20 protein-coding genes are annotated in these 19245 nt (G+C 64.5%); 14 read left to right on the top strand and 6 right to left on the bottom strand.

Annotated elements, in window-relative coordinates; all coding sequences use genetic code 11:
* Positions 1-5: 5 nt before the first annotated feature.
* A complete protein-coding gene (locus NFX52_RS01395; protein WP_055402390.1) occupies positions 6-1706 on the bottom strand; it encodes an electron transfer flavoprotein-ubiquinone oxidoreductase in 1701 nt (566 codons plus the stop codon).
* A 139-nt stretch (positions 1707-1845) separates the two neighbouring features.
* Between NFX52_RS01395 and NFX52_RS01390 the strand changes: the two genes are divergently transcribed.
* The gene (locus tag NFX52_RS01390) at positions 1846-2628 is read left to right on the top strand and encodes an SDR family oxidoreductase (RefSeq protein ID WP_055402392.1); all 783 of its coding nucleotides are present in this window, start codon (positions 1846-1848) and stop codon (positions 2626-2628) included.
* A gap of 20 nt (positions 2629-2648) precedes the next feature.
* A complete protein-coding gene (locus NFX52_RS01385) occupies positions 2649-3080 on the top strand; it encodes an acyl-CoA thioesterase (protein ID WP_055402419.1) in 432 nt (143 codons plus the stop codon).
* 73 nt (positions 3081-3153) lie between these two features.
* On the opposite strand, the gene NFX52_RS01380 is transcribed toward NFX52_RS01385, so the two are convergent.
* Complete coding sequence (locus tag NFX52_RS01380; RefSeq protein ID WP_055402394.1) at positions 3154-3726, bottom strand: peroxidase-related enzyme; 573 nt, start codon at positions 3724-3726, stop codon at positions 3154-3156.
* Between the two features lie 50 nt (positions 3727-3776).
* Positions 3777-4550, bottom strand: a complete 774-nt coding sequence (locus NFX52_RS01375) for an IclR family transcriptional regulator (RefSeq protein WP_055402421.1) — start codon at positions 4548-4550, stop codon at positions 3777-3779.
* A gap of 220 nt (positions 4551-4770) precedes the next feature.
* Between NFX52_RS01375 and NFX52_RS01370 the strand changes: the two genes are divergently transcribed.
* The 7 genes from NFX52_RS01370 to NFX52_RS01340 all read left to right on the top strand — a co-directional run bounded on the left by NFX52_RS01370 (position 4771) and on the right by NFX52_RS01340 (position 11665).
* Positions 4771-5784 (top strand): Bug family tripartite tricarboxylate transporter substrate binding protein, encoded by a 1014-nt coding sequence (locus NFX52_RS01370; protein WP_055402396.1) that lies wholly within the window; start codon positions 4771-4773, stop codon positions 5782-5784.
* A gap of 193 nt (positions 5785-5977) precedes the next feature.
* Positions 5978-6664: an RraA family protein gene (locus NFX52_RS01365; protein ID WP_055402398.1), complete on the top strand. Its 687-nt coding sequence runs from the start codon at positions 5978-5980 to the stop codon at positions 6662-6664.
* Positions 6661-7602 carry an NAD(P)-dependent oxidoreductase gene (locus NFX52_RS01360; protein ID WP_055402400.1) on the top strand — a complete coding sequence of 314 codons (942 nt, stop codon included), beginning with the start codon at positions 6661-6663 and terminating at the stop codon, positions 7600-7602. Before NFX52_RS01365 ends, NFX52_RS01360 begins: the two co-directional genes overlap by 4 nt.
* Positions 7603-7676: 74 nt before the next feature.
* Positions 7677-8675 (top strand): Bug family tripartite tricarboxylate transporter substrate binding protein, encoded by a 999-nt coding sequence (locus NFX52_RS01355; protein WP_055402402.1) that lies wholly within the window; start codon positions 7677-7679, stop codon positions 8673-8675.
* A 186-nt stretch (positions 8676-8861) separates the two neighbouring features.
* The gene (locus NFX52_RS01350; protein WP_055402404.1) at positions 8862-9818 is read left to right on the top strand and encodes a tripartite tricarboxylate transporter substrate binding protein; all 957 of its coding nucleotides are present in this window, start codon (positions 8862-8864) and stop codon (positions 9816-9818) included.
* A gap of 3 nt (positions 9819-9821) precedes the next feature.
* On the top strand, positions 9822-10724 hold the full coding sequence (locus tag NFX52_RS01345; protein ID WP_055402405.1) for an amidohydrolase family protein: 903 nt from the start codon (positions 9822-9824) through the stop codon (positions 10722-10724).
* 17 nt (positions 10725-10741) lie between these two features.
* A complete protein-coding gene (locus NFX52_RS01340) occupies positions 10742-11665 on the top strand; it encodes an SMP-30/gluconolactonase/LRE family protein (RefSeq protein ID WP_055402407.1) in 924 nt (307 codons plus the stop codon).
* A 36-nt stretch (positions 11666-11701) separates the two neighbouring features.
* On the opposite strand, the gene NFX52_RS01335 is transcribed toward NFX52_RS01340, so the two are convergent.
* Entirely contained in the window at positions 11702-12826 is a 1125-nt protein-coding gene (locus NFX52_RS01335; protein ID WP_055402423.1) for an NADH:flavin oxidoreductase/NADH oxidase, read from the bottom strand.
* 139 nt (positions 12827-12965) lie between these two features.
* Here NFX52_RS01335 and NFX52_RS01330 point away from each other — a divergent pair, with 139 nt between their 5' ends.
* From NFX52_RS01330 to NFX52_RS01320, 3 genes are all read left to right on the top strand, one after another.
* Positions 12966-13916 (top strand): LysR family transcriptional regulator, encoded by a 951-nt coding sequence (locus tag NFX52_RS01330; protein WP_055402409.1) that lies wholly within the window; start codon positions 12966-12968, stop codon positions 13914-13916.
* Positions 13917-13996: 80 nt separating this feature from the next.
* Positions 13997-16192 carry a catalase/peroxidase HPI gene (gene katG / locus NFX52_RS01325; protein WP_055402411.1) on the top strand — a complete coding sequence of 732 codons (2196 nt, stop codon included), beginning with the start codon at positions 13997-13999 and terminating at the stop codon, positions 16190-16192.
* A 125-nt stretch (positions 16193-16317) separates the two neighbouring features.
* A complete protein-coding gene (locus NFX52_RS01320; RefSeq protein ID WP_055402425.1) occupies positions 16318-16707 on the top strand; it encodes a carboxymuconolactone decarboxylase family protein in 390 nt (129 codons plus the stop codon).
* A gap of 3 nt (positions 16708-16710) precedes the next feature.
* On the opposite strand, the gene NFX52_RS01315 is transcribed toward NFX52_RS01320, so the two are convergent.
* A complete protein-coding gene (locus NFX52_RS01315; protein WP_055402413.1) occupies positions 16711-17253 on the bottom strand; it encodes a PAS and helix-turn-helix domain-containing protein in 543 nt (180 codons plus the stop codon).
* 89 nt (positions 17254-17342) lie between these two features.
* Between NFX52_RS01315 and NFX52_RS01310 the strand changes: the two genes are divergently transcribed.
* On the top strand, positions 17343-18050 hold the full coding sequence (locus tag NFX52_RS01310; RefSeq protein ID WP_055402415.1) for a CoA transferase subunit A: 708 nt from the start codon (positions 17343-17345) through the stop codon (positions 18048-18050).
* A gap of 64 nt (positions 18051-18114) precedes the next feature.
* Positions 18115-18756: a CoA transferase subunit B gene (locus tag NFX52_RS01305; RefSeq protein ID WP_055402417.1), complete on the top strand. Its 642-nt coding sequence runs from the start codon at positions 18115-18117 to the stop codon at positions 18754-18756.
* Between the two features lie 118 nt (positions 18757-18874).
* Here NFX52_RS01305 and NFX52_RS01300 read toward each other — a convergent pair whose 3' ends face one another.
* The gene (locus tag NFX52_RS01300) at positions 18875-19168 is read right to left on the bottom strand and encodes a DUF4148 domain-containing protein (protein WP_121419969.1); all 294 of its coding nucleotides are present in this window, start codon (positions 19166-19168) and stop codon (positions 18875-18877) included.
* Between the last annotated feature and the right edge of the window lie 77 nt (positions 19169-19245).

The following is a 19245-nucleotide window of genomic DNA, read 5'->3' as shown; positions in this document are numbered from 1 at the left end:
GGTGCTCACATGCCTGCATAGTTCGGACCGCCGCCGCCTTCAGGGGTGACCCACACGATGTTCTGCGTGGGGTCCTTGATGTCGCAGGTCTTGCAGTGCACGCAGTTCTGCGCATTGATCTGCAGACGCTGGGCATCACCGCCTTTGGTGGTGTCGGGCACGAACTCGTAAACGCCCGCCGGGCAATAGCGCGCCTCGGGGCCCGCGTACTTGGCCAGGTTGATGTTGACCGGCACGCTCGCGTCCTTGAGCGTCAGGTGGGCGGGCTGGTTCTCTTCATGGTTGGTGTTGCTGATGAACACGCTGGAGAGGCGGTCGAACGTGAGCTTGCCATCGGGCTTGGGGTAGACGATGGGTTTGCACTCGGCCGCAGGCTTGAGGTACGCGTGGTCGGGCTTGTCGCGGTGCAACGTCCAGGGGATGTGGCCGCGCAGCACAAATTGTTCGAAACCGTTCATCAGCGTGGCCGTGGTCAGGCCGTACTTGAACCAGTTCTTGAAGTTGCGGTCCTTGTTCAGTTCGGTGTGCAGCCAGCTCTTTTCAAAGGCTTCTGGGTAGGCTGTCAGCTCGTCGTGCTGGCGGCCAGCCACCACGGCGTCGTAGGCGGCTTCAGCGGCCAGCATGCCGGTCTTGATGGCGGCGTGGCTGCCCTTGATGCGGCCCACGTTCAGGTAGCCCGCATTGCAGCCCACCAGTGCGCCACCCGGGAACACGGTCTTGGGCAGGGCGTTGATGCCGCTGGCGTTGATGGCGCGCGCGCCGTACGACAGGCGCTTGGCCGTGATTTCGCCTTTTTCGTTTTCGAAGTAATAGCGGACGTTCGGGTGCGTCTTCCAGCGCTGGAATTCTTCAAACGGGCTGAGGTAGGGGTTCTGGTAGCCCAGGCCGGTCACAAAACCGACGGCGACTTTGTTGCCCTCCAGGTGGTACAGGAAGGCGCCGCCGTAGGTGTCGTTCTCCATGGGCCAGCCGGCGGTGTGCATCACAAAGCCGGGCTGGTGCTTCTTGGGGTCGATTTCCCAGAGTTCCTTCACGCCAATGCCAAAGCTCTGCGGGTCGCGGTCCTTGTCGAGCTGGTACTTGGCAATCAGCTGCTTGCCCAGGTGGCCGCGTGCGCCTTCGGCAAACACGGTGTATTTGCCCAGCAGCTCCATACCGAGCTGGAAGTTCTCGGTGGGCTCGCCGTCCTTGCCGATGCCCAGATTGCCCGTGGCCACACCCTTGACGGAGCCGTTGTCGTTGTAGAGGACCTCTGCGGCGGTAAAGCCGGGGAAGATTTCCACGCCCAGGGCCTCTGCCTGCTCGCCCAGCCACTTGGTCAGGTTGCCCAGGCTGATGATGTAGTTGCCATGGTTCTGCGCAAACGGTGGCAGGAACATGTTGGGCACGCGAAAGCCCGATTTTTCAGACAGGAAGATGTAGGCGTCGTCGGTGACGGGCTGGTTGAGCGGGGCGCCGCGCTTTTTCCAGTCGGGGATCAGCTCGGTGAGCGCCTTGGGGTCCATGATGGCGCCCGACAGGATGTGCGCACCGGGCTCGGAGCCTTTTTCGAGCACCACGACCGAGACGTCCTGGCCTTTTTCGGCCGCCAGTTGCTTCAGGCGAATCGCAGTGGCAAGGCCGCCAGGGCCGCCGCCAACGACCACCACGTCGTATTCCATGGATTCACGGGGGCCGTATTGGGCGAGGATTTCTTCGTTGGTCATGGGCTTCTCGTCGGGCGTTTGATAATGGATTATTTTCTACAGAGCGCCGACCGCGCCCTGTCTGTCTGGCGACTGATTGTATTCACGGAATATGGACAATCGAACGACCGTTCTATTTTGATCAGTAGGGAGACTCTAAATGGCATACAGCATCGACTTGTCCGGCCGCGTGGCCTTCATCACGGGCGCCTCCAGCGGCCTGGGCGCTCAGTTTGCCCGCACGTTGGCCCGCGCGGGCGCAGGCGTCGTGCTGGCCAGCCGCCGCGTGGAAAAGCTCAAGGAGCTGCGTGCGCGCATCGAAGGCGAGGGCGGTGATGCCCATGTGATCGAACTCGATGTGACCGACCACGACTCCATCAAGTCCGCCGTGGCCCATGCCGAGACCGAAATGGGCTCCATCGACATTCTGGTGAACAACTCGGGCGTGAGCACCACGCAGCGCATCCAGGACGTGACGCCCGAGGACTACGACTTCATCTTCGACACCAACGTGAAGGGCGCCTTCTTTGTGGCGCAAGAGGTGGGTAAGCGCATGCTGGCCCGCTCGCGCGGCGCGGCGCCGGGCAGCTTCACGGGCGGGCGCATCATCAACATTGCCTCGATGGCGGGCCTCAAGGTGTTGCCGCAGATCGGCGCCTATTGCATGAGCAAGGCCGCCGTGGTGCAGATGACCAAGGCCATGGCCATCGAATGGGGCAGGTTCGGCATCAACGTGAATGCGATCTGCCCGGGCTACATCGACACGGAAATCAATCACCACCACTGGCAGACCGAGCAGGGCAAGAAGCTCATCGACATGCTGCCCCGCAAGCGCGTGGGCAACGCGCAAGACCTGGATGCGCTGCTGGTGATGCTGGCCAGCGACCAGAGCCATTTCATCAATGGTGCGGTGATTGCGGCTGACGACGGCTTTGGGGTCTGATCCCTCGGGTGTGCGAAACCATGAAGATTGAAATCCCGGAAGTCAAGAAGCTGGTTTTTGAAATGCGCTTCCCCGTGCGCTGGGGCGACATGGACGCGATGGGCCATGTCAACAACACGGTGTATTTCAGGTACCTGGAGACGGCGCGCATCGACTGGATGGTGTCGGTGGGCTGCAACCCCGATCCGCGCGGGCAGGGGCCGGTCATCGTCAATGCGTTCTGCAATTTCTACAAGCAGCTCGAATACCCGGCTGACGTGCTGCTCAAGCTCTACGTGAGCGACCCGGGCCGCACCACGTTTGAGACCTGGGGCACGATGGAGCGCGTGGACCAGCCCGGCGTGATTTGCGCGGCAGGTGGCGCCACCACCATCTGGGTGGACTTCCCGCAGCAGAAGGCAGCGCCCTTGCCGGACTGGATGCGGGCGCTGGTCTCTGCGGATAGAATTTGAATGAAATTGGGCTCTAGCGCTTATTGGGTAAGCGCCAGTAGCTATCAAAAATGTAGTAATTGCGCCAGGGCACTTACTTCTGCTTGGGCACCCGTCCCATCAAGTAAAACTCTGGGTTGGGCTGCATGCCCGCAAAGCTGGCCATGCGGTTGCTCAGGCCAAAGAATGCAGTGATGGCCGCGATGTCCCAGATGTCCTCGTCGTCAAAGCCGTGGGCGTGCAGCGCAGCGAAGTCGGCGTCCTCGATCTCGTGCGAGCGCTGGCAGACCTTCATCGCAAAGTCGAGCATCGCGCGTTCGCGTGGGCTGATGTCGGCCTTGCGGTAGTTCACGGCCACCTGGTCGGCGATGAGGGGTTTCTTTTCATAGATGCGCAGGATCGCGCCGTGCGCCACCACGCAATACAGGCACTGGTTGGCCGCGCTGGTGGTAGTGACGATCATCTCGCGCTCGCCCTTGGTCAGGCTGCCTTCTTCTTTCAGCATGAGTGCATCGTGGTACGCGAAGAACGCTCGCCACTCGGCCGGGCGGCGCGCAAATGCCAAGAACACGTTGGGGATGAAGCCCGCCTTCTCCTGCACTTCCACGATGCGTGCGCGGATGTCTTCGGGCAGGGTGTTCAGGTCGGGAAAAGGGTAGCGGCTCACGGCGGTCTCCTGGGGTTATTGTGGTGGATGCCGCAAGTATCACGGATGCCTCAAGGGTGCCAGTGGGTCGCCCGCACCGGACTCTGGGCGGGCGCGGCCGAATTGCCCGCCAGCGCATACGACAACTGGGTGGCCGCAGCCATCACTGTCTGCGCCAGCGCTTCGAGCTTTTCGGCCGGCAGGCGCGAGGCCGGGCCCGAAATGCACACCGAGCCCATCAGCCGCCAGTGCATGCCAAACACGGGCGCCGACACCGTGGCCACGCCCTGTTCGCGCTCGCCAATCGACCAGTGGTAGCCCTTTTTGCGGATCTCTTCATAGGCCTTGCCCGGCTCGCCCGAAAACGCCAGGATCACACGGCCCGGCGATCCTTTGTCCAGCGGCAGGCCTTCGCCCATGCGTGCGTGGTGGCGCAGCGCCTGCGGGCCTTCCACGCGCACGAGGCAGGTCCGCACATTGCCTTCGCGCACATAAAACGCGGCGCTTTCGCCTGTGGCAAGGGTCAGCTCGCGCAGCGCGGGCTCCAGCACGTTCTGCACGTCAAAACCGGCCTGGTAGCGCGCCCCCAGCCAGCCTGCGGCCGGGCCCAGGCGCCAGTCGCCGTCCTCGCGCTGCACCATGAAGCCCGACTGCGCCAGCGTGCGCGCCAGGCGCAGCACGGTGGTCTTGTGCAGGCCGCAGCGGCGGCTCAGCTCGGCCAGGGGCAGGCTGGATTCGCCCAGTGCAAAGGCTTCCAGCACCTGTAGTGCGCGCGTGACGGCAATCACGCCGCCGCCCGTGTCTTTGGCAGCGCTGTTTTCCGGTTCGGTGGGCTCCTGCGGCAGGGTCTTGCGGGGTGACGGGGACCTGGCAGGCGAGGGCACCCTGGCGGTGGCGAGGGGCGAGGGTGGTTTTTTGGGAAGATTGCTCACGGTGCAATTCGTTTCATTGTGTGCAACGTCATTGTATGGGTTGAAACGCCTGCGTAAAGTCGCGTCCACAGCGCCGGGCCTGCAGCAGCATGTGCAGGGCGGCGCGAAGAACCACCTACCAGGAGACAACTGCATGCCCGCTTTTTCGCCCCGTTTGCTTCCCCGTGCCCTGGGCGCCCCCCTGTGCGCCGCCGTCCTCGGCCTTGCCGCCGTTGCAGCGCCCTTTGCCAGCGCCCACGCACAAGCCACGTATCCGAGCAAACCCATCCGCCTGATCGTGCCGTTCCCTCCCGGCGGAGGCACCGACATGATTGCCCGCACGGTGGCGCAAAAGCTCACGGACCAGAACAAGTGGAACGTCATCGTGGACAACCGCCCCGGCGCGGGCGGCAACCTGGGGGTGGACGCCGCTGCCAAGTCACCCGCCGACGGCTACACGCTCGTCATTGGCCAGACCAGCAACCTGGCCATCAACCCCACGCTGTACCCCAAGCTGCCGTACGACCCGCTCAAGGACCTGGTGCCCGTGGCGCTCGTCTCGTCCTCGCCCATCGTCATGGCTGCGCCCATCAATTCACCCTTCAAGAGCTACGCCGATGTGGTGGCGGCCGCCAAGGGCAAGCCCGATGCGCTGACGCTGGGCTATTCGGGCAACGGCACCGTGGCCCACCTGGCCGGTGAGCTGGCCGAAAACGCCGCCGACATCAAGCTGCGCCACATCCCCTACAAGGGCGCGGCCCAGGCCATGACGGACCTGGTGGGCGGGCAGATCGACCTGTACATGTCGTCGGTGCCCACGCTGCTGGGCCAGGTGCGCAATGGCAAGCTCAAGGTCATCGCCATCACCTCGGCCAAGCGCTCGCCGCAATTGCCGGATGTGCCCACGCTGGCCGAGTCGGGCTACAAGGGTTTCGAGGCCGTGACCTGGTTCGGCATCCTGGCCCCAGTCGGTACGCCCGCACCCATCGTGGCGCAGCTCAACAAGGCCATCAACGCGGCCCTGCAGCAGCCCGATGTGGCCGACAAGCTGCGCTCCGAAGGTGGTGATGTGCTGGGCGGCACCGCCGAGCAGTTCAGCGCGCTGCTCAAAGCCGAAGTGCCGCGCTGGGCCAAGATCGTCAAGGACTCGGGCGCCAGCCTGGACTGACCGGCTCACGCTGGGGGGCGGTTTGTCCCGCGTATCTGCCCGCCCACTTCTTCACCTTCGCATTTCGTCTGCACTTCACCAGCCGCTGACTTCGGGGCTGGTTGTGCTGCGGCATGGGCGCCTTGCACGCGCATCCCAGTCAGCCGCGCCCATTCGCTCCACAGCATCTCCGCGTTCTTTCCAAGGATTCCCCATGAGCCAACTCCCTGAAATCATCCGCACCATCGAGCGCGTCAGCGCCGACGTCGTGAGCAAAGCGGCCACCTACCAGGCCGCCATTCTGGCCGACGTGGCGGGTCGCCGCGGCACCATGCATGGCCGCGTGGCGCCCGTGCACCAGAACATGAAGGTGGCGGGCCCTGCCTTCACCGTGGAAGTGCGCCCCGGCGACAACCTCATGATCCACGGTGCCATTGCCCTGGCCCAGCCGGGCGATGTGCTGGTGATCGACGGCAAGGGCGACCAGACCGCCGCGCTGATGGGCACGCTGATGCTCAGCGCCTGCAAGAAGCGCGGCCTGGCGGGCGTGATCGTGGACGGCGCCATCCGCGACAAGCTGGAGATCCTGGAGCTGGACTTCCCCGTGTTCAGCGCGGGCTTCAACCCCGCTGGGCCTACCAAGTACGTGCCCGGCCGCATCAACCACCCCATCTGCGCCGGTGGTGCTGTGGTGAACGCGGGTGACTTGGTAGTGGGCGACGCCGATGGCGTGGTGGTGATCGAGCGCGAAAAAGCCCCCGCCATGCTGGCCCTGGCCGACAAGAAGGTGGCCGACGAAGCCGCCCGCATCGAAGCCATTGCACGCGGCGACACCGCATCGAAATGGCTGCCTGCCGCGCTGCGCGCTGCTGGCGTGCTCAAGGAAGGGGAATCGCTGTGAGCCAAACCATCATCGTCACCGGCGCCGATCTGGCGCAACAAGCCCTCGACCTGCTCACAGGCTACGAGATCGTCTACGCTGGCAAGACGCCGACGGAAGAGGACATGGTGGCCCTGTCCGGTGCGCACAACCCCGTGGCCATCATCGTGCGCTACGGCAAGGTGGGTGCGGCCGTGATGGACGCGGCCCCGGCGCTCAAGGTCATCTCCAAGCACGGCAGTGGCACCGACACCATCGACAAGGTGGCGGCCAAGGCCCGGGGCATTGAGGTGGTGGCCGCCGTAGGCGCCAACGCTGCGGCCGTGGCCGAGCAGGCGCTGGCGCTGCTGCTGGCCTGCGCCAAATCGGTGGTGCAGCTCGACGCGCGCATGCACGCGGGCCACTGGGACAAAGCCACGCACAAAAGCCTGGAATTGGGTGGCCGCACCGTGGGCCTGGTGGGCCTGGGCGCCATCGGCCTGCGCTTTGCCAAGATGGCCGACGCCCTGGGCATGCGCGTGATCGGCTTCGACCCGTTTGCGAAGAACCTGCCGGACTATGTGCAGAGTGTGAGCCTGGAGACGATCTGGCGCGAAGCGGATGCCGTGTCTCTGCACTGCCCGCTGACCGACGAGAACCGGGGCATGCTGAACGCCACCACGCTTGCGCAGTGCAAGCGCGGCGTGATCGTGGTGAACACGGCGCGTGGCGGCCTGATCGACGAGGGCGCGCTGCTGGCCGCCGTGCGCTCGGGCCAGGTGATGGCGGCGGGGCTGGACAGTTTTGCGGTCGAGCCGATGGTGGCGGGCCATCCCTTCCAGGGCGAGAAGCACTTCATCCTCAGCCCCCACATCGGCGGTGTGACCAGCGATGCCTACGTGAACATGGGCGTGGGCGCCGCCCAGAACCTGCTGGCCGTGTTGGCCCGCGTGCCTGGCGCAGCGGTGGCTGCAGCCTGACGCCAGCCCCCTTCCTGAAAGCAAAGAGAAAAAAAGGCACGGGGCAGGGAGCCCCGGCCCATGGAGACAAAGACATGCACAAAATTTTGAGAAGAAAAACGGCCTCTGCGCTTGTCCATTATGCGCTGATAGCTATTGTTTGTATAGCATCCAGCGCAGCAGGGGCGCAAACGGCGTTCCCCCACAAGCCCGTCAAGCTGGTGGTGGGATTTGCCGCAGGCGGCCCCACCGACGTGGTGGCCCGTGCGTTTGCCGACCACGCCAGCCGCGCGCTGGGGCAGCCCTTTGTGGTGGACAACAAACCCGGCGCCAACACCATCCTGGCCGCCCAGGCGGTGGCCAGCGCGCCCGCCGACGGTTACACGCTGCTGTTTGGCGCCACCAACCACACCATGATCCCGGGGCTGTACGCCGGGCGGGTGAAGTTCGATGCGGTGAAGTCGTTCAAGCCGCTGTGCACCGTGGCCACCAGCCCCACGGTGCTGGTGGTGGGGCAGGCCCTGCCCGTGAAGTCGCTGGCTGAGTACATGGCCCGTGCGCGCAAGGAGCCGGGGCGTCTGTCCGCAGGCACGGCGGGCGTGGGTAGCTCAGGCCACTTTGCCACCGAGATGTTTGCCCGCGCCAACAGCCTGCAGCTGAACCACGTGCCCTACAAGGGCGCGGCGCCGGTGGTCACGGACTTGGTGGGCGGTCAGCTCGACAGCTCGTTTGCCACGCTGGGCTCGGTGCTGCCGCAGATCAAGAGCGGCAAGCTCACCGCGCTGGCCGTGGCATCGCCCAAGCGGTCGTCGCTGCTGCCCGACGTGGCCACGTTTGCCGAGGCCGGTGGCGGCAAGTATTCGGCCGATGCCTGGTATGGCCTGCTGGCCCCGGCGGGTCTGGACGACGCCATTGCCCAGCAGCTGGAGCGCGTGGCCAGGGACTTTGTGCAAAGCCCTGCGGCCAACGACAAGTTGCGCGGCCTGGGGCTGGACGCCGATGCCACCTGCGGCGCCGCGTTTGCCAGCCAGGTCGGCCGCGAAGTGGCCACCTATACGCAGATTGCACGCGAGCTTGATCTGAAAGTGGATTGACCCCCCTGAGGCGCTTTGCGCCTTCCCCCCTCTCTCGCCTCGCTGCGCGATGCGGGAAGGGGGACGCAGCCAGTGCGGCGGGGCGGCCCTTGCACGGCTGCCTGCGCTTTGTCAGCGCCAGTTTCGCAGGCCATGGGCCAGCGATACCTGTTTGTTCTTCATGGATTGAATAGATAAGGAGACTTCATGTTGCGTTTTCTCAAACCCTTGATCGCCGCCTGTGCCCTGGCTGCAGGCCTGGCCCACGCCGCCTTCCCCGAGCGGCCCATCACCCTCGTCGTGCCCTACGCCCCTGGCGGCGCTGCCGATGCGGTGGCCCGCGTGGTGGCCACCCGCCTGGGCGCCAAGCTGGGCGGCAGCGTGATTGTGGACAACAAGGCGGGCGCCAGTGGCACCATTGGCGCGAGTTTTGCGGCCAAGGCCCCGGCGGATGGCTACACCATGCTGTACGACGCCACGCCGCACTCCATCAACCCGCACCTGTTCCCCAAGATGCCGTATGCCAGCACCGCGCTGCAGCCACTGTCGCTGGTGCTGCTGGCGCCCAATGTGCTCATCGTGAAGGCCGATGCGCCCCACAAGAACGTGGGCGAGCTGATCGCCAAGGCCAAGGCGCAGCCCGGCAAGATCAACTTTGCCTCGGGCGGCAGCGGCACGGTGCAGCGCCTGGCGGCGGAGCTGATGGCCCAGAAGCTGGGCCTGGACATGGTGCACGTGCCCTACAAGAGCGGCGGCCCCGCCATCACCGACGTGATTGCGGGCCAGGTGGACTTCATGTTCGGCACGGTGGCCGCGACTTACCCGCATGTGGCAGGCGGCAAGCTGCGCGCGCTGGCCGTGTCGGCGCCCGAGCGTTCCAAGCGCCTGCCCGATGTGCCCACGGTGGCCGAGGCGGCCATCCCCGGTTATGAGGCCTATGAGTGGAACGGCGTGTTCCTGCCTGCGGGCGTACCTGCCGACGTGGCCGCCAAACTGCAGCAGGCCCTGCAAGAGGTGCTGAAAGAAGACGAAGTGAAGCAGCGCCTGGCCGACCTGGGCGCCAAGCCCATCGGTTCCACGCCTGCGGAGTTTGCCGCCTTCCTCAGGAAGGAAGACAGCAAGTGGGGCGAGGTGGTGAAGAAGGGCAACATCAAACTCGACTGAGCCATGCCTTTGCCCGCGCTGACCACGCCCGTGCCGCACTCGGTGGGTCTGAACCGCCCGCAACGCCTGCTGCCGCCCGGCGCGTGCGACAGCCACATGCACATCTTCGATGCACGTTTTGCACAGTCTGCCCACTGGCCGCGCACGCCGCCCGATGCGCCCGTGGCCGCCTACCGGCAGCTGCAGCAGCGTCTGGGCAGCACACGCACGGTGGTGGTCACGCCATCCACCTACGGTACCGACAACGCCTGCACGCTGGATGCGCTGTACCAGCTGGGTGACGACGCACGCGGCGTGGCAGTGGTGGACCCCCGCGTGAGCGATGCAGAGCTGGCCCGGCTGGCCGCGCGCCGCGTGTGCGGGCTGCGGGTCAACTTTGTCTCACCCCAATCGTGGGGCACCACCACGGCGCAGATGCTGAGCACGCTGGCGGGCAAGGTGGCACGGCATGCGGACTGCGTTGGCTGGCACATCCAGGTGTTCGCGCACCCGGAGCAGATCGTGGCGCTGGCGCCTGTGCTGCAGGCGCTGCCGGTGCCGCTGGTCATCGACCACCTGGGGCGCATCGACCCGGCCGAAGGGCCATCGGCCCAAGCCTTTGGCGTGCTGCGCCGCTTGCTGGACAGCGGCAACACCTGGGTCAAGCTCTCGGGCGCCTACATGCGTTCTGCCGTGCGGGGCCCCAGCTACGCCGACACCCTGCCGCTGGGGCAAGCCCTGGTGCGGGCTGCCCCCAGTCACCTGGTGTGGGGCAGCGACTGGCCCCACACCACCGAGGCGCCGGGCACCGTGAACGATGCCGACCTGGTGGACCTGCTGCGCGCTTGGGCGGGCTCGGATGCGGCGATGGACCGTATCCTGGTGGACAACCCGGCGCGGCTTTATGGTTTCGACGCCACCTCCTGACAAAGAAAGCCTCTTCCATGTTTCTGCTGCAATCCCCCGAGGTCCGCGAGCTGGCGTTTTTCAGCTCCATGCCCGACACCTTCCGCCGCCCCGAGCGCAGCGTCTGGGCCGATGCCAACCGGGGCGGCACCGTCACCGATTCGTTCCTCGAAGGCCCGGTGTTCGACGGCGTGGGCAACCTGTACGTGACCGACATCCCCTGGGGCCGCATCTTCCGCATCGACCCGCAGGGCGCGTGGACGCTGGTGGCCGAGTACGACGGCGAGCCCAATGGCATGAAGTTCATGGATGCGGGCACGCTGCTCATCACCGACTACAAGAACGGGTTGATGCGGCTCGATATCGCGACCGGCAGGGTCACGCCGTACCTGGAGCGCCGCAACAGCGAACGCTTCAAGGGCGTGAACGATTTGATCTTCGACGCCGACGGCAACCTGTACTTCACCGACCAGGGCCAGAGCGGCCTGCACGACCCGAGCGGGCGCCTGTACCGGCTGCGCCCCAATGGTCAGCTCGACTTGCTGCTGCACAACGTGCCCAGCCCCAACGGCGTGGCCCTGTCGCCCGACGGCCGCGTGCTGTACCTGGCCGCCACACGTGGCAATTGTGTGTGGCGCGTGCCGCTGCTGCCCGATGGCAGCGTGGCCAAGGTGGGGCAGTTCTTCACGTCGTACGGCCCGAGCGGCCCGGACGGGCTTGCGGTGGATGGGGCGGGGCGCCTGTTGGTGGCCAACCCGGGCCTGGGTTATGTGTGGGTGCTCAACCACCGGGCCGAGCCCGTGCTGGTGCTGCGGGGGTCTGCCGGAGCCTCCACTACCAATCTGGCTTATGGCGGGCAGGGCGGACAAACGGTGTTCGTGACCGATTCGACCCACGGCCACATCCTGCACGCACAGCTGGATGCGCCGGGGCTACCCCTGCACCGCTCGACCCCGGACTGAACGTCGGGCCAAAGGGCAAGGGCGTTTTTCAGAGCTTTACTGGGCTGCGGCGACCTTTGCGGCGCCGCGATAGCGCGACAGCCAGTGCGCGTAGGGCGCGGGCAGCGTGTTCCATTCAGGCTTTTGCACGCCCAGCACCTGCGCCAGGTGGTAGGTGTAGTGCGGATTGGACAGGTGGGCGCGGCCGATCATCACCAAATCCATCTGGCCGTCGGCCACTGCACGTTCAGCGATTTTCGGGTCATCGATGCCCCACGACGAGGCCACCGGCAGGTCGGCTTCGCTGCGCACGCGCTGTGCGACCGGGGCCAGGAAGGCGGGGGTTGCCCAGGGAATCTGCGTCTCGGCAATCACGAAGTTCGCGCTGACGTTGACCATATCCAAGCCACGTTCGCGCATCTGGCGCACCAGCTCAATGGACTCGGCCACGGTTTCCTCGTCGCGTCCGTCGTATTCGATGACTCCGAAGCGTGCCGTGAGTGGCAGGTGCGCGGGCCACACCTGGCGCACGGCCTCCACGGTTTCCAGCAGAAAGCGCGCGCGGTTGTCAAAGCTGCCGCCGTACTGGTCGGTGCGCTGGTTGCTGTGGGGCGAGAAGAAGCTCTGCGCCAGGTAGCCGTGGGCAAAGTGCAGTTCCAGCCACTCGAACCCTGCGGCCAGTGCGCGACGTGCGGCGGCCACAAAATCGGCCTGCACGCGGGCAATGTCTTGCAGTGTCATGGCCTGGGGTACCCGGGGCAGACCGCCGCCGTAAGCAATGGCGGACGGTGCTATCGGCTGCCAGGCACGCGCGTCGTTCTCGGGAATGTGGTCATCGCCTTCCCAGGGGCGTTGGGCGCTGGCCTTGCGGCCTGCGTGGGCGATCTGGATGCCGGGCACGGCGCCAGCGGCCTTGATGCTGGCGGCGATGCGGCCCATGCCTTCGACGTGCTGGTCGTTCCAAAGGCCTGTGCAGGCCGGGGTGATGCGGCCTTCGGGCGATACGCCCGTGGCCTCGACAATCACCAGGCCTGCGCCGCCGCGAGCGAGACCGGCGTAATGCGCCTGGTGCCATTCATTGGTGAAGCCGTCCACCGCGCTGTACTGGCACATCGGCGGGATCGCGATGCGGTTGCGCAGGGTGACGCTTTTGAGCTGGAACGGTGTGAACAGGGCAGACATGCAGCTTGCTTTCTTGTCGGTTAAATAGAAAAGGAATTTCGGGCTGGGGGCGGGGGCAAAGACACCACGGCCACGCACAGTGAAGATGGTGGGTACGATGCAGCCATAAACCAAATCGATAGTTCTTATTTCTGAAATCATGGCAATTGATATCAGGGCCATGGACCTGAACCTGCTCAAGGCACTGGATGCCTTGCTCGACGAACGCAGCGTAACCCGCGCCGCCCAGCGCCTGTCGCTCACCCAGCCTGCGGTGAGCGGCATGCTGACCCGGCTGCGCGAGAGCTTTGATGACCCGCTTTTCGTGCGGACACAGCGTGGCATTACGCCCACGCTGCGCGCACAGGAGCTGGCCGCGCCGGTAAAGGAACTGCTGGGTGGGATCGAGTCGCTGCTGCAACCTCAGGTCTTTGACCCTGCCACGGCGCAGATGACGGTGCAGCTCGCATCCACCGACTATGCGCTGCAGGCGGTGGTGGTGCCATTCCTGGCCATGCTGCGTCGCCACGCGCCCGGCGTGCGTGTGGCCGTGGTGCCGGCCCAGCATCTGCCGGTGTACGAGCGGCTGGAGCGGGGCGATATCGATCTGGCCCTGATCAGCCCCGAGAACACGGCGCCCGACCTGTATGCCCGGCACCTGTTTGACGAGCGCTACGTGTGCGTGATGCGCGCCGGGCACCCGGATGCGAAAGGCGGCGCGCTGTCGCTGGACCGCTTCTGCGCGCTGGACCATGCGCTCATCTCGTACACGGGCGGCAGCTTCTGCGGCGTGACGGACGAGGTGCTGGCACGCCTGGGCCGGTCGCGCCGGGTGGTGCTGTCGATCACCAGCTTTCTGGTGCTGCCGGAGATCCTGCGCAATAGCGACCTGATCGCGGTGGTGCCCCAGCGGGTGGTAGCTGATGCACGCGGGCTGGTTGTGCTGGAGCCACCAGTGGCCATACCTGGCTTCGTTAAAACTGCTGCCTGGCATGAACGCACCCACCGCTCGCCGGGGCATCGCTGGGTCCGCTCGGTGCTGTTCGATACGTGTGGGTGCAAGGAGGCCGGTAGTCCGCTGCATTTGCCGAAATTAGAGAAAAACTATTGAATTAATCAAAACTATTGCCTTTTCATAAGGATATGCACTCCATAACATCGGATGCTCACCAACGCCAACAGGAGTGCCTCATGACACAAGAGACAAACAAGTGCCCGTTTGACCACACCAAGGCTGCCGCGCCCAAGGGCCGTGGCAATGCCGACTGGTGGCCAGACCAGCTCAATATCCGTCCCCTGAACCAGAACTCCCCGCTCACGGATCCCATGGGCGACGGCTTCGATTACGCAAAAGAATTCAAGAGCCTGGACCTTGCTGCCGTAAAGGCCGACCTGCATGCATTGATGACCGACTCGCAGGACTGGTGGCCCGCAGACTTTGGCCACTACGGGCCATTGTTTGTGCGCATGGCCTGGCACAGCGCCGGAACCTACCGCCTGGCGGACGGACGTGGCGGCGCAGGGGCCGGGCAGCAGCGGTTTGCGCCGCTCAATAGCTGGCCCGACAACGCCAATCTGGACAAGGCACGCCGCCTGCTCTGGCCCATCAAGCAGAAGTACGGCCGCAAGATCTCGTGGGCCGATCTGATGATCCTGGCTGGCAATGTGGCACTGGAGTCCATGGGCTTCAAGACCTTCGGCTTTGCCGGTGGCCGCCCCGACGTGTGGGAACCCGATGAAAATGTGTACTGGGGCGCCGAGAACACCTGGCTGGGCGGGGACAAGCGTTACAGCGGTGACCGTGACTTGGCCAACCCGTTGGCTGCTGTGCAGATGGGCCTGATCTATGTGAACCCTGAAGGCCCCAACGGCAACCCCGACCCCGTCGCCGCCGCGCGCGACATCCGCGACACGTTTGCGCGCATGGCGATGGACGATGAAGAGACCGTGGCATTGATTGCTGGTGGCCACACCTTTGGCAAGACCCACGGCGCGGGCGATGCCGCGCTGGTGGGCAAGGAGCCGGAGGGCGCAGGCATCGAGGAGCAGGGCCTGGGCTGGAAGAGCAGCCATGGTTCTGGCAAGGGCGGCGACACCATCACCAGCGGCCTGGAAGTCACCTGGACCACCACACCCACCCAATGGAGCAACAACTTCTTCGAAAACCTGTTCGGCTTTGAGTGGGAGCTGACCAAGAGCCCGGCCGGTGCCCACCAGTGGACGGCCAAGGGTGCCGAGGCCACGATTCCACACGCACACGATCCGTCGAAGAAGCTGGTACCCACGATGCTCACCACCGACCTGTCGCTGCGGTTTGATCCGGCTTACGAGAAGATCTCACGCCGCTTCCTGGAGCACCCTGAGCAGTTTGCCGACGCATTTGCGCGCGCCTGGTTCAAGCTCACACACCGCGACATGGGGCCGCGTGCACGCTACCTGGGCCCTGAAGTGCCCGCCGAAGTGCTGGTCTGGCAAGACCCTGTTCCTGCAGTGGACCATGCTCTGGTCAACGAACAAGACATCACGGCACTCAAGGCCAAGGTGTTGGCGTCGGGCCTGTCGATCTCTGAGCTGGTATCGACGGCCTGGGCTTCTGCCTCAACTTTCCGGGGCGGCGACAAGCGCGGCGGCGCCAATGGGGCGCGCATTCGTCTGGCTCCGCAGAAGGACTGGGACGTAAACCAGCCTGCACAACTGGCCAAGGTGCTGGGCCAGCTCGAAGCCATCCAGCGCGCGTTCAACGCCGAGCAGACGGGCGGCAAGAAAATCTCGCTGGCCGACCTCATCGTGCTGGCCGGTGGCGCCGCTGTGGAGGCTGCCGCGAAGCAAGGCGGGCAGGACGTGACCGTGCCTTTCTCCCCCGGCCGCACCGACGCCTCGCAGGAGCAAACCGATGTGCCATCGTTCGAAGTGATGGAGCCCGTGGCCGATGGCTTTCGCAACTACGTGCGCCCCGGCCTGGAGGGCGCTGTGGCCGAACTGCTGATCGACCGTGCGAACCAGCTGACCTTGACTGCGCCAGAGATGACGGTGCTGGTCGGCGGTTTGCGGGTACTGGGTGCCAACATGGGCCAGACGCCTCACGGAGCTTTCACGCAGCGCCCGGAAACGTTGAGCAATGACTTCTTTGTGAACCTGCTCGACATGCGCACCCAATGGCAGAAGTCAGCGAGCGCAACCGGTGTGCAGGAAGGGGTGGACCGCAGCACAGGCGCCAAGAAATGGACCGGCACCGTGGCCGACCTCGTGTTTGGCTCGAATGCCGTGCTCCGTGCGCTGGCCGAGGTGTATGCCAGCAGCGATGCCAACGCCGTCTTCGTGCAGGACTTCGTCAAGGCCTGGACCAAGGTGATGAACCTGGATCGCTTTGATCTCGCGGCAGCGTAAACCTGGGGCTTAGACTTTGACAAAGCCACCTGCCTGGCCCTTCGCGGGGCATGGCCGGTGGCTTTGTGTTTTTCGTGCAGGCGCTGCGGCTACGATGGCGGCCCCAACTGAACCGGAGAGCCCGCATGACACAACAACTCCCATCCACCAAGGACTTCGAAAAAGGTCTGGCCACACGCAAGCAGGTCATGGGCGAGGACTTTGTCGCCAATGCCTTTGGCAATGCCACGGAGTTCACCCAGCCGATCCAGGAGTTCATCACCCGCAATGCCTGGGGCGATGTATGGCAGCGGCCGGGGCTAGACATGAAGACGCGCAGCTTGATCACGGTGGCGTTTCTTACCGCGCTGGGCAAGCAGCATGAGCTTAAGGGCCACGTGCGCGGCGCGCTCAACAACGGCGCTACAGCGGCAGAGATCCAGGAAGTGTTGCTGCACGCCAGCATCTACTGCGGCCTGCCGACGGCAGTCGAGGCTTTTCGCACAGCTGCTGACGTGATCGACGGCCCGAAGTAGGGCTCAACCAGCGAGCAATTTGTGTACTAGGTCGGCAGCGGTGGATGCGTTGTACTTGCGCATGAGGCGTGCCCGGTAAATCTCCACCGTGCGGTGGCTGATCTCCAGGGCCCGGCCGATCTCCTTGGAAGTCAGTCCCTCCAACAGGCGCGCGGCCACCTCGCGTTCGCGGCCTGTCAACTCGGCCTTCACGGGGCGTTGCGAACTCAGGTCTTCAAAGCTCCAGATGCCTGATTCATGCGGGGCATCTCGGTTGAGTGCACGGCCTGACACATGGCACCAGAAGACCTCGCCGTTGGCACGCTTCATGATGCGGTTGTCGGCGTAGTGGCCCTTGGCGTTCAGAATAGGTTCCATGTGCGCCCCAAGGCGCTCGTATTCGTCGGCGCTTGGATAAAGTATCTGGAACGACTGACCGATGAGCACCTCGCGCGAGGCGCCGAACATCTCGCACACATGCCGGTTGCAATCGACCATGGTGCGGTTGCGCGACAGCACCAGGCCCACGGGGGCCATGTCAAAAGCGAGTCGGTAATCAACGTCCATTGGCAACGTCCATAGTGCAAGTCTTTACGGGATACTACTTAATCGGGTACGTAGTATCGTAGCGCATCCAAATTCACAAGGAGATCGTGGTGAACAAGTTATTCCCCTCCGCAGCTGAGGCCCTCAAGGGCGTGGTTGCAGACGGCCAGCTTATGGCTGTGGGTGGTTTCGGTTTGTGTGGCATCCCTGAAGCGCTGATCGACGCCTTGCGCGATTCCGGCGTCAAGAACCTCACCGTGATTTCCAACAACGCAGGTGTGGATGGCTTTGGCCTGGGCAAGCTGCTGGAAACCCGCCAGATCAAGAAGATGATTTCGTCCTACGTGGGCGAGAACAAGGAGTTCGAGCGCCAATACCTAGCCGGCGAGCTGGAGCTGGAGTTCACGCCCCAGGGCACGCTGGCCGAGAAGCTGCGTGCAGGCGGCGCAGGCATTCCTGCTTTCTTTACCAAGACCGGTGTGGGCACCATCGTGGCCGAGGGCAAGGAACTGCGCGAGTTCGACGGCGAAACCTATGTGATGGAACGCTCGCTCGTGCCTGAGGTGGCGCTGGTCAAGGCGCACCGCGCCGACAAGTCGGGCAACCTGCAGTTCCGTCTGACGGCCCGTAACTTCAATCCTGCCGCTGCCATGGCCGGCAAGGTCTGCATCGTTGAAGTGGAAGAGGTGGTGGAAACCGGCGCCATGGTGCCCGACCAGATCCATCTGCCCGGCATCTATGTGCACCGCATCGTGCACAACCCGAACCCGGAAAAGCGCATCGAAAAGCGCACCATCACTGAGAAGGCGGGCGTTTAAGCCTGCGTTTATCGAAAAGCAGGCGTGCAAGCCTGCCGTCACCGAACAAGCTGGAGAAATACATATGTCGTGGAGTCAAGACCAAATGGCGGCGCGTGCCGCCCATGAGCTCGAAGACGGCTTTTACGTGAATCTGGGTATTGGCATCCCTACGCTGGTGGCCAATTTCGTGCCCGCCGACAAGGAAGTGTGGCTGCAGTCCGAAAACGGCATGCTCGGCATCGGCCCGTTCCCCAACGAAGATGAGGTGGATGCGGACCTGATCAACGCTGGCAAGCAGACCGTGACCACCATCAAGGGCTCGTCCATCTTTGGCAGCCATGACAGCTTTGCCATGATCCGTGGCGGCAAGATTAACCTGTCCATCCTGGGCGCCATGCAGGTCAGCGAAAAGGGCGATCTGGCCAACTGGATGATCCCCGGCAAGATGGTCAAGGGCATGGGCGGCGCGATGGACCTGGTGGCGGGTGTCAAGCGCGTGATCGTGCTCATGGAACACGTTGCCAAGAAGAAGGACGGCACCGAAGACCTGAAGATCCTGCCCCAGTGCACGCTGCCTCTGACGGGCGTGGGCGTGGTGGACCGCATCATCACCGACCTGGCGGTGATGGACGTCACCCCCCAAGGCCTGAAGGTGGTGGAACTGGCTCCGGGCGTGACGTTTGATGCCCTGCAAGCCAAAACGGGTGTGACTTTGATCCCTTGACCGTTGTTGGGGGCGTTCCTCAAACGCAAAAAGGCCGAGGCCCCGTGAGGGGCCTCGGCCCTTTGCTTTCAGCATCGGGCTGCAGCCGTGAAAACGACCGCAGTACCTGCCGCGCGAATTACATGGCGCTGAATTCGCCCGAAGGGATCTTGCCAGTGCGCAGGGCTTCAGCAGCCTGGGCGCGCACGGCAGCGCGGTCAGCCGTGGACGTGTAGGTCACCACACGCGAACCAGCGGGCTCGATGCTGCGGGTCTGGGCCACGGTGGCGGCTTCAGCGGCCACTTCGGCACGGGTGCGGTTCGTGTCGAACTTCAGGGCAAATTGCGAACCATCGGCTTCGTCAGCGTGGGCGCCGAAAGCGGTGAAAGCGGCAACAGCGGCGATAGAGAGAAAACGGACAGACTTGTTCATGGTGAAACTCCAGTGAAATTCAAAAAATAGGGACGAGGTACTTGGCAATACGAAAACGTGTGAACCGTGGATTCAAC

Source organism: Acidovorax facilis, from assembly GCF_023913775.1.
GTDB classification, from domain to species: domain Bacteria; phylum Pseudomonadota; class Gammaproteobacteria; order Burkholderiales; family Burkholderiaceae_C; genus Acidovorax; species Acidovorax facilis.
The sequence above is the reverse complement of the archived record's forward strand: the minus strand, read 5'-3'. Positions and strand labels throughout refer to the sequence as shown.

Excerpts from the sequence above, each read along its gene's own strand:
- NFX52_RS01395 (WP_055402390.1), bottom strand. The coding sequence starts at position 1,706 with ATGACCAACGAAGAAATCCTCGCCCAATACGGCCCCCGTGAATCCATG.
- NFX52_RS01390 (WP_055402392.1), top strand. The coding sequence starts at position 1,846 with ATGGCATACAGCATCGACTTGTCCGGCCGCGTGGCCTTCATCACGGGC.
- NFX52_RS01385 (WP_055402419.1), top strand. The coding sequence starts at position 2,649 with ATGAAGATTGAAATCCCGGAAGTCAAGAAGCTGGTTTTTGAAATGCGC.
- NFX52_RS01370 (WP_055402396.1), top strand. The coding sequence starts at position 4,771 with ATGCCCGCTTTTTCGCCCCGTTTGCTTCCCCGTGCCCTGGGCGCCCCC.
- NFX52_RS01365 (WP_055402398.1), top strand. The coding sequence starts at position 5,978 with ATGAGCCAACTCCCTGAAATCATCCGCACCATCGAGCGCGTCAGCGCC.
- NFX52_RS01355 (WP_055402402.1), top strand. The coding sequence starts at position 7,677 with ATGCACAAAATTTTGAGAAGAAAAACGGCCTCTGCGCTTGTCCATTAT.
- NFX52_RS01350 (WP_055402404.1), top strand. The coding sequence starts at position 8,862 with ATGTTGCGTTTTCTCAAACCCTTGATCGCCGCCTGTGCCCTGGCTGCA.
- NFX52_RS01345 (WP_055402405.1), top strand. The coding sequence starts at position 9,822 with ATGCCTTTGCCCGCGCTGACCACGCCCGTGCCGCACTCGGTGGGTCTG.
- NFX52_RS01340 (WP_055402407.1), top strand. The coding sequence starts at position 10,742 with ATGTTTCTGCTGCAATCCCCCGAGGTCCGCGAGCTGGCGTTTTTCAGC.
- NFX52_RS01335 (WP_055402423.1), bottom strand. The coding sequence starts at position 12,826 with ATGTCTGCCCTGTTCACACCGTTCCAGCTCAAAAGCGTCACCCTGCGC.
- NFX52_RS01330 (WP_055402409.1), top strand. The coding sequence starts at position 12,966 with ATGGCAATTGATATCAGGGCCATGGACCTGAACCTGCTCAAGGCACTG.
- katG (WP_055402411.1), top strand. The coding sequence starts at position 13,997 with ATGACACAAGAGACAAACAAGTGCCCGTTTGACCACACCAAGGCTGCC.
- NFX52_RS01320 (WP_055402425.1), top strand. The coding sequence starts at position 16,318 with ATGACACAACAACTCCCATCCACCAAGGACTTCGAAAAAGGTCTGGCC.
- NFX52_RS01315 (WP_055402413.1), bottom strand. The coding sequence starts at position 17,253 with ATGGACGTTGATTACCGACTCGCTTTTGACATGGCCCCCGTGGGCCTG.
- NFX52_RS01305 (WP_055402417.1), top strand. The coding sequence starts at position 18,115 with ATGTCGTGGAGTCAAGACCAAATGGCGGCGCGTGCCGCCCATGAGCTC.
- NFX52_RS01300 (WP_121419969.1), bottom strand. The coding sequence starts at position 19,168 with ATGAACAAGTCTGTCCGTTTTCTCTCTATCGCCGCTGTTGCCGCTTTC.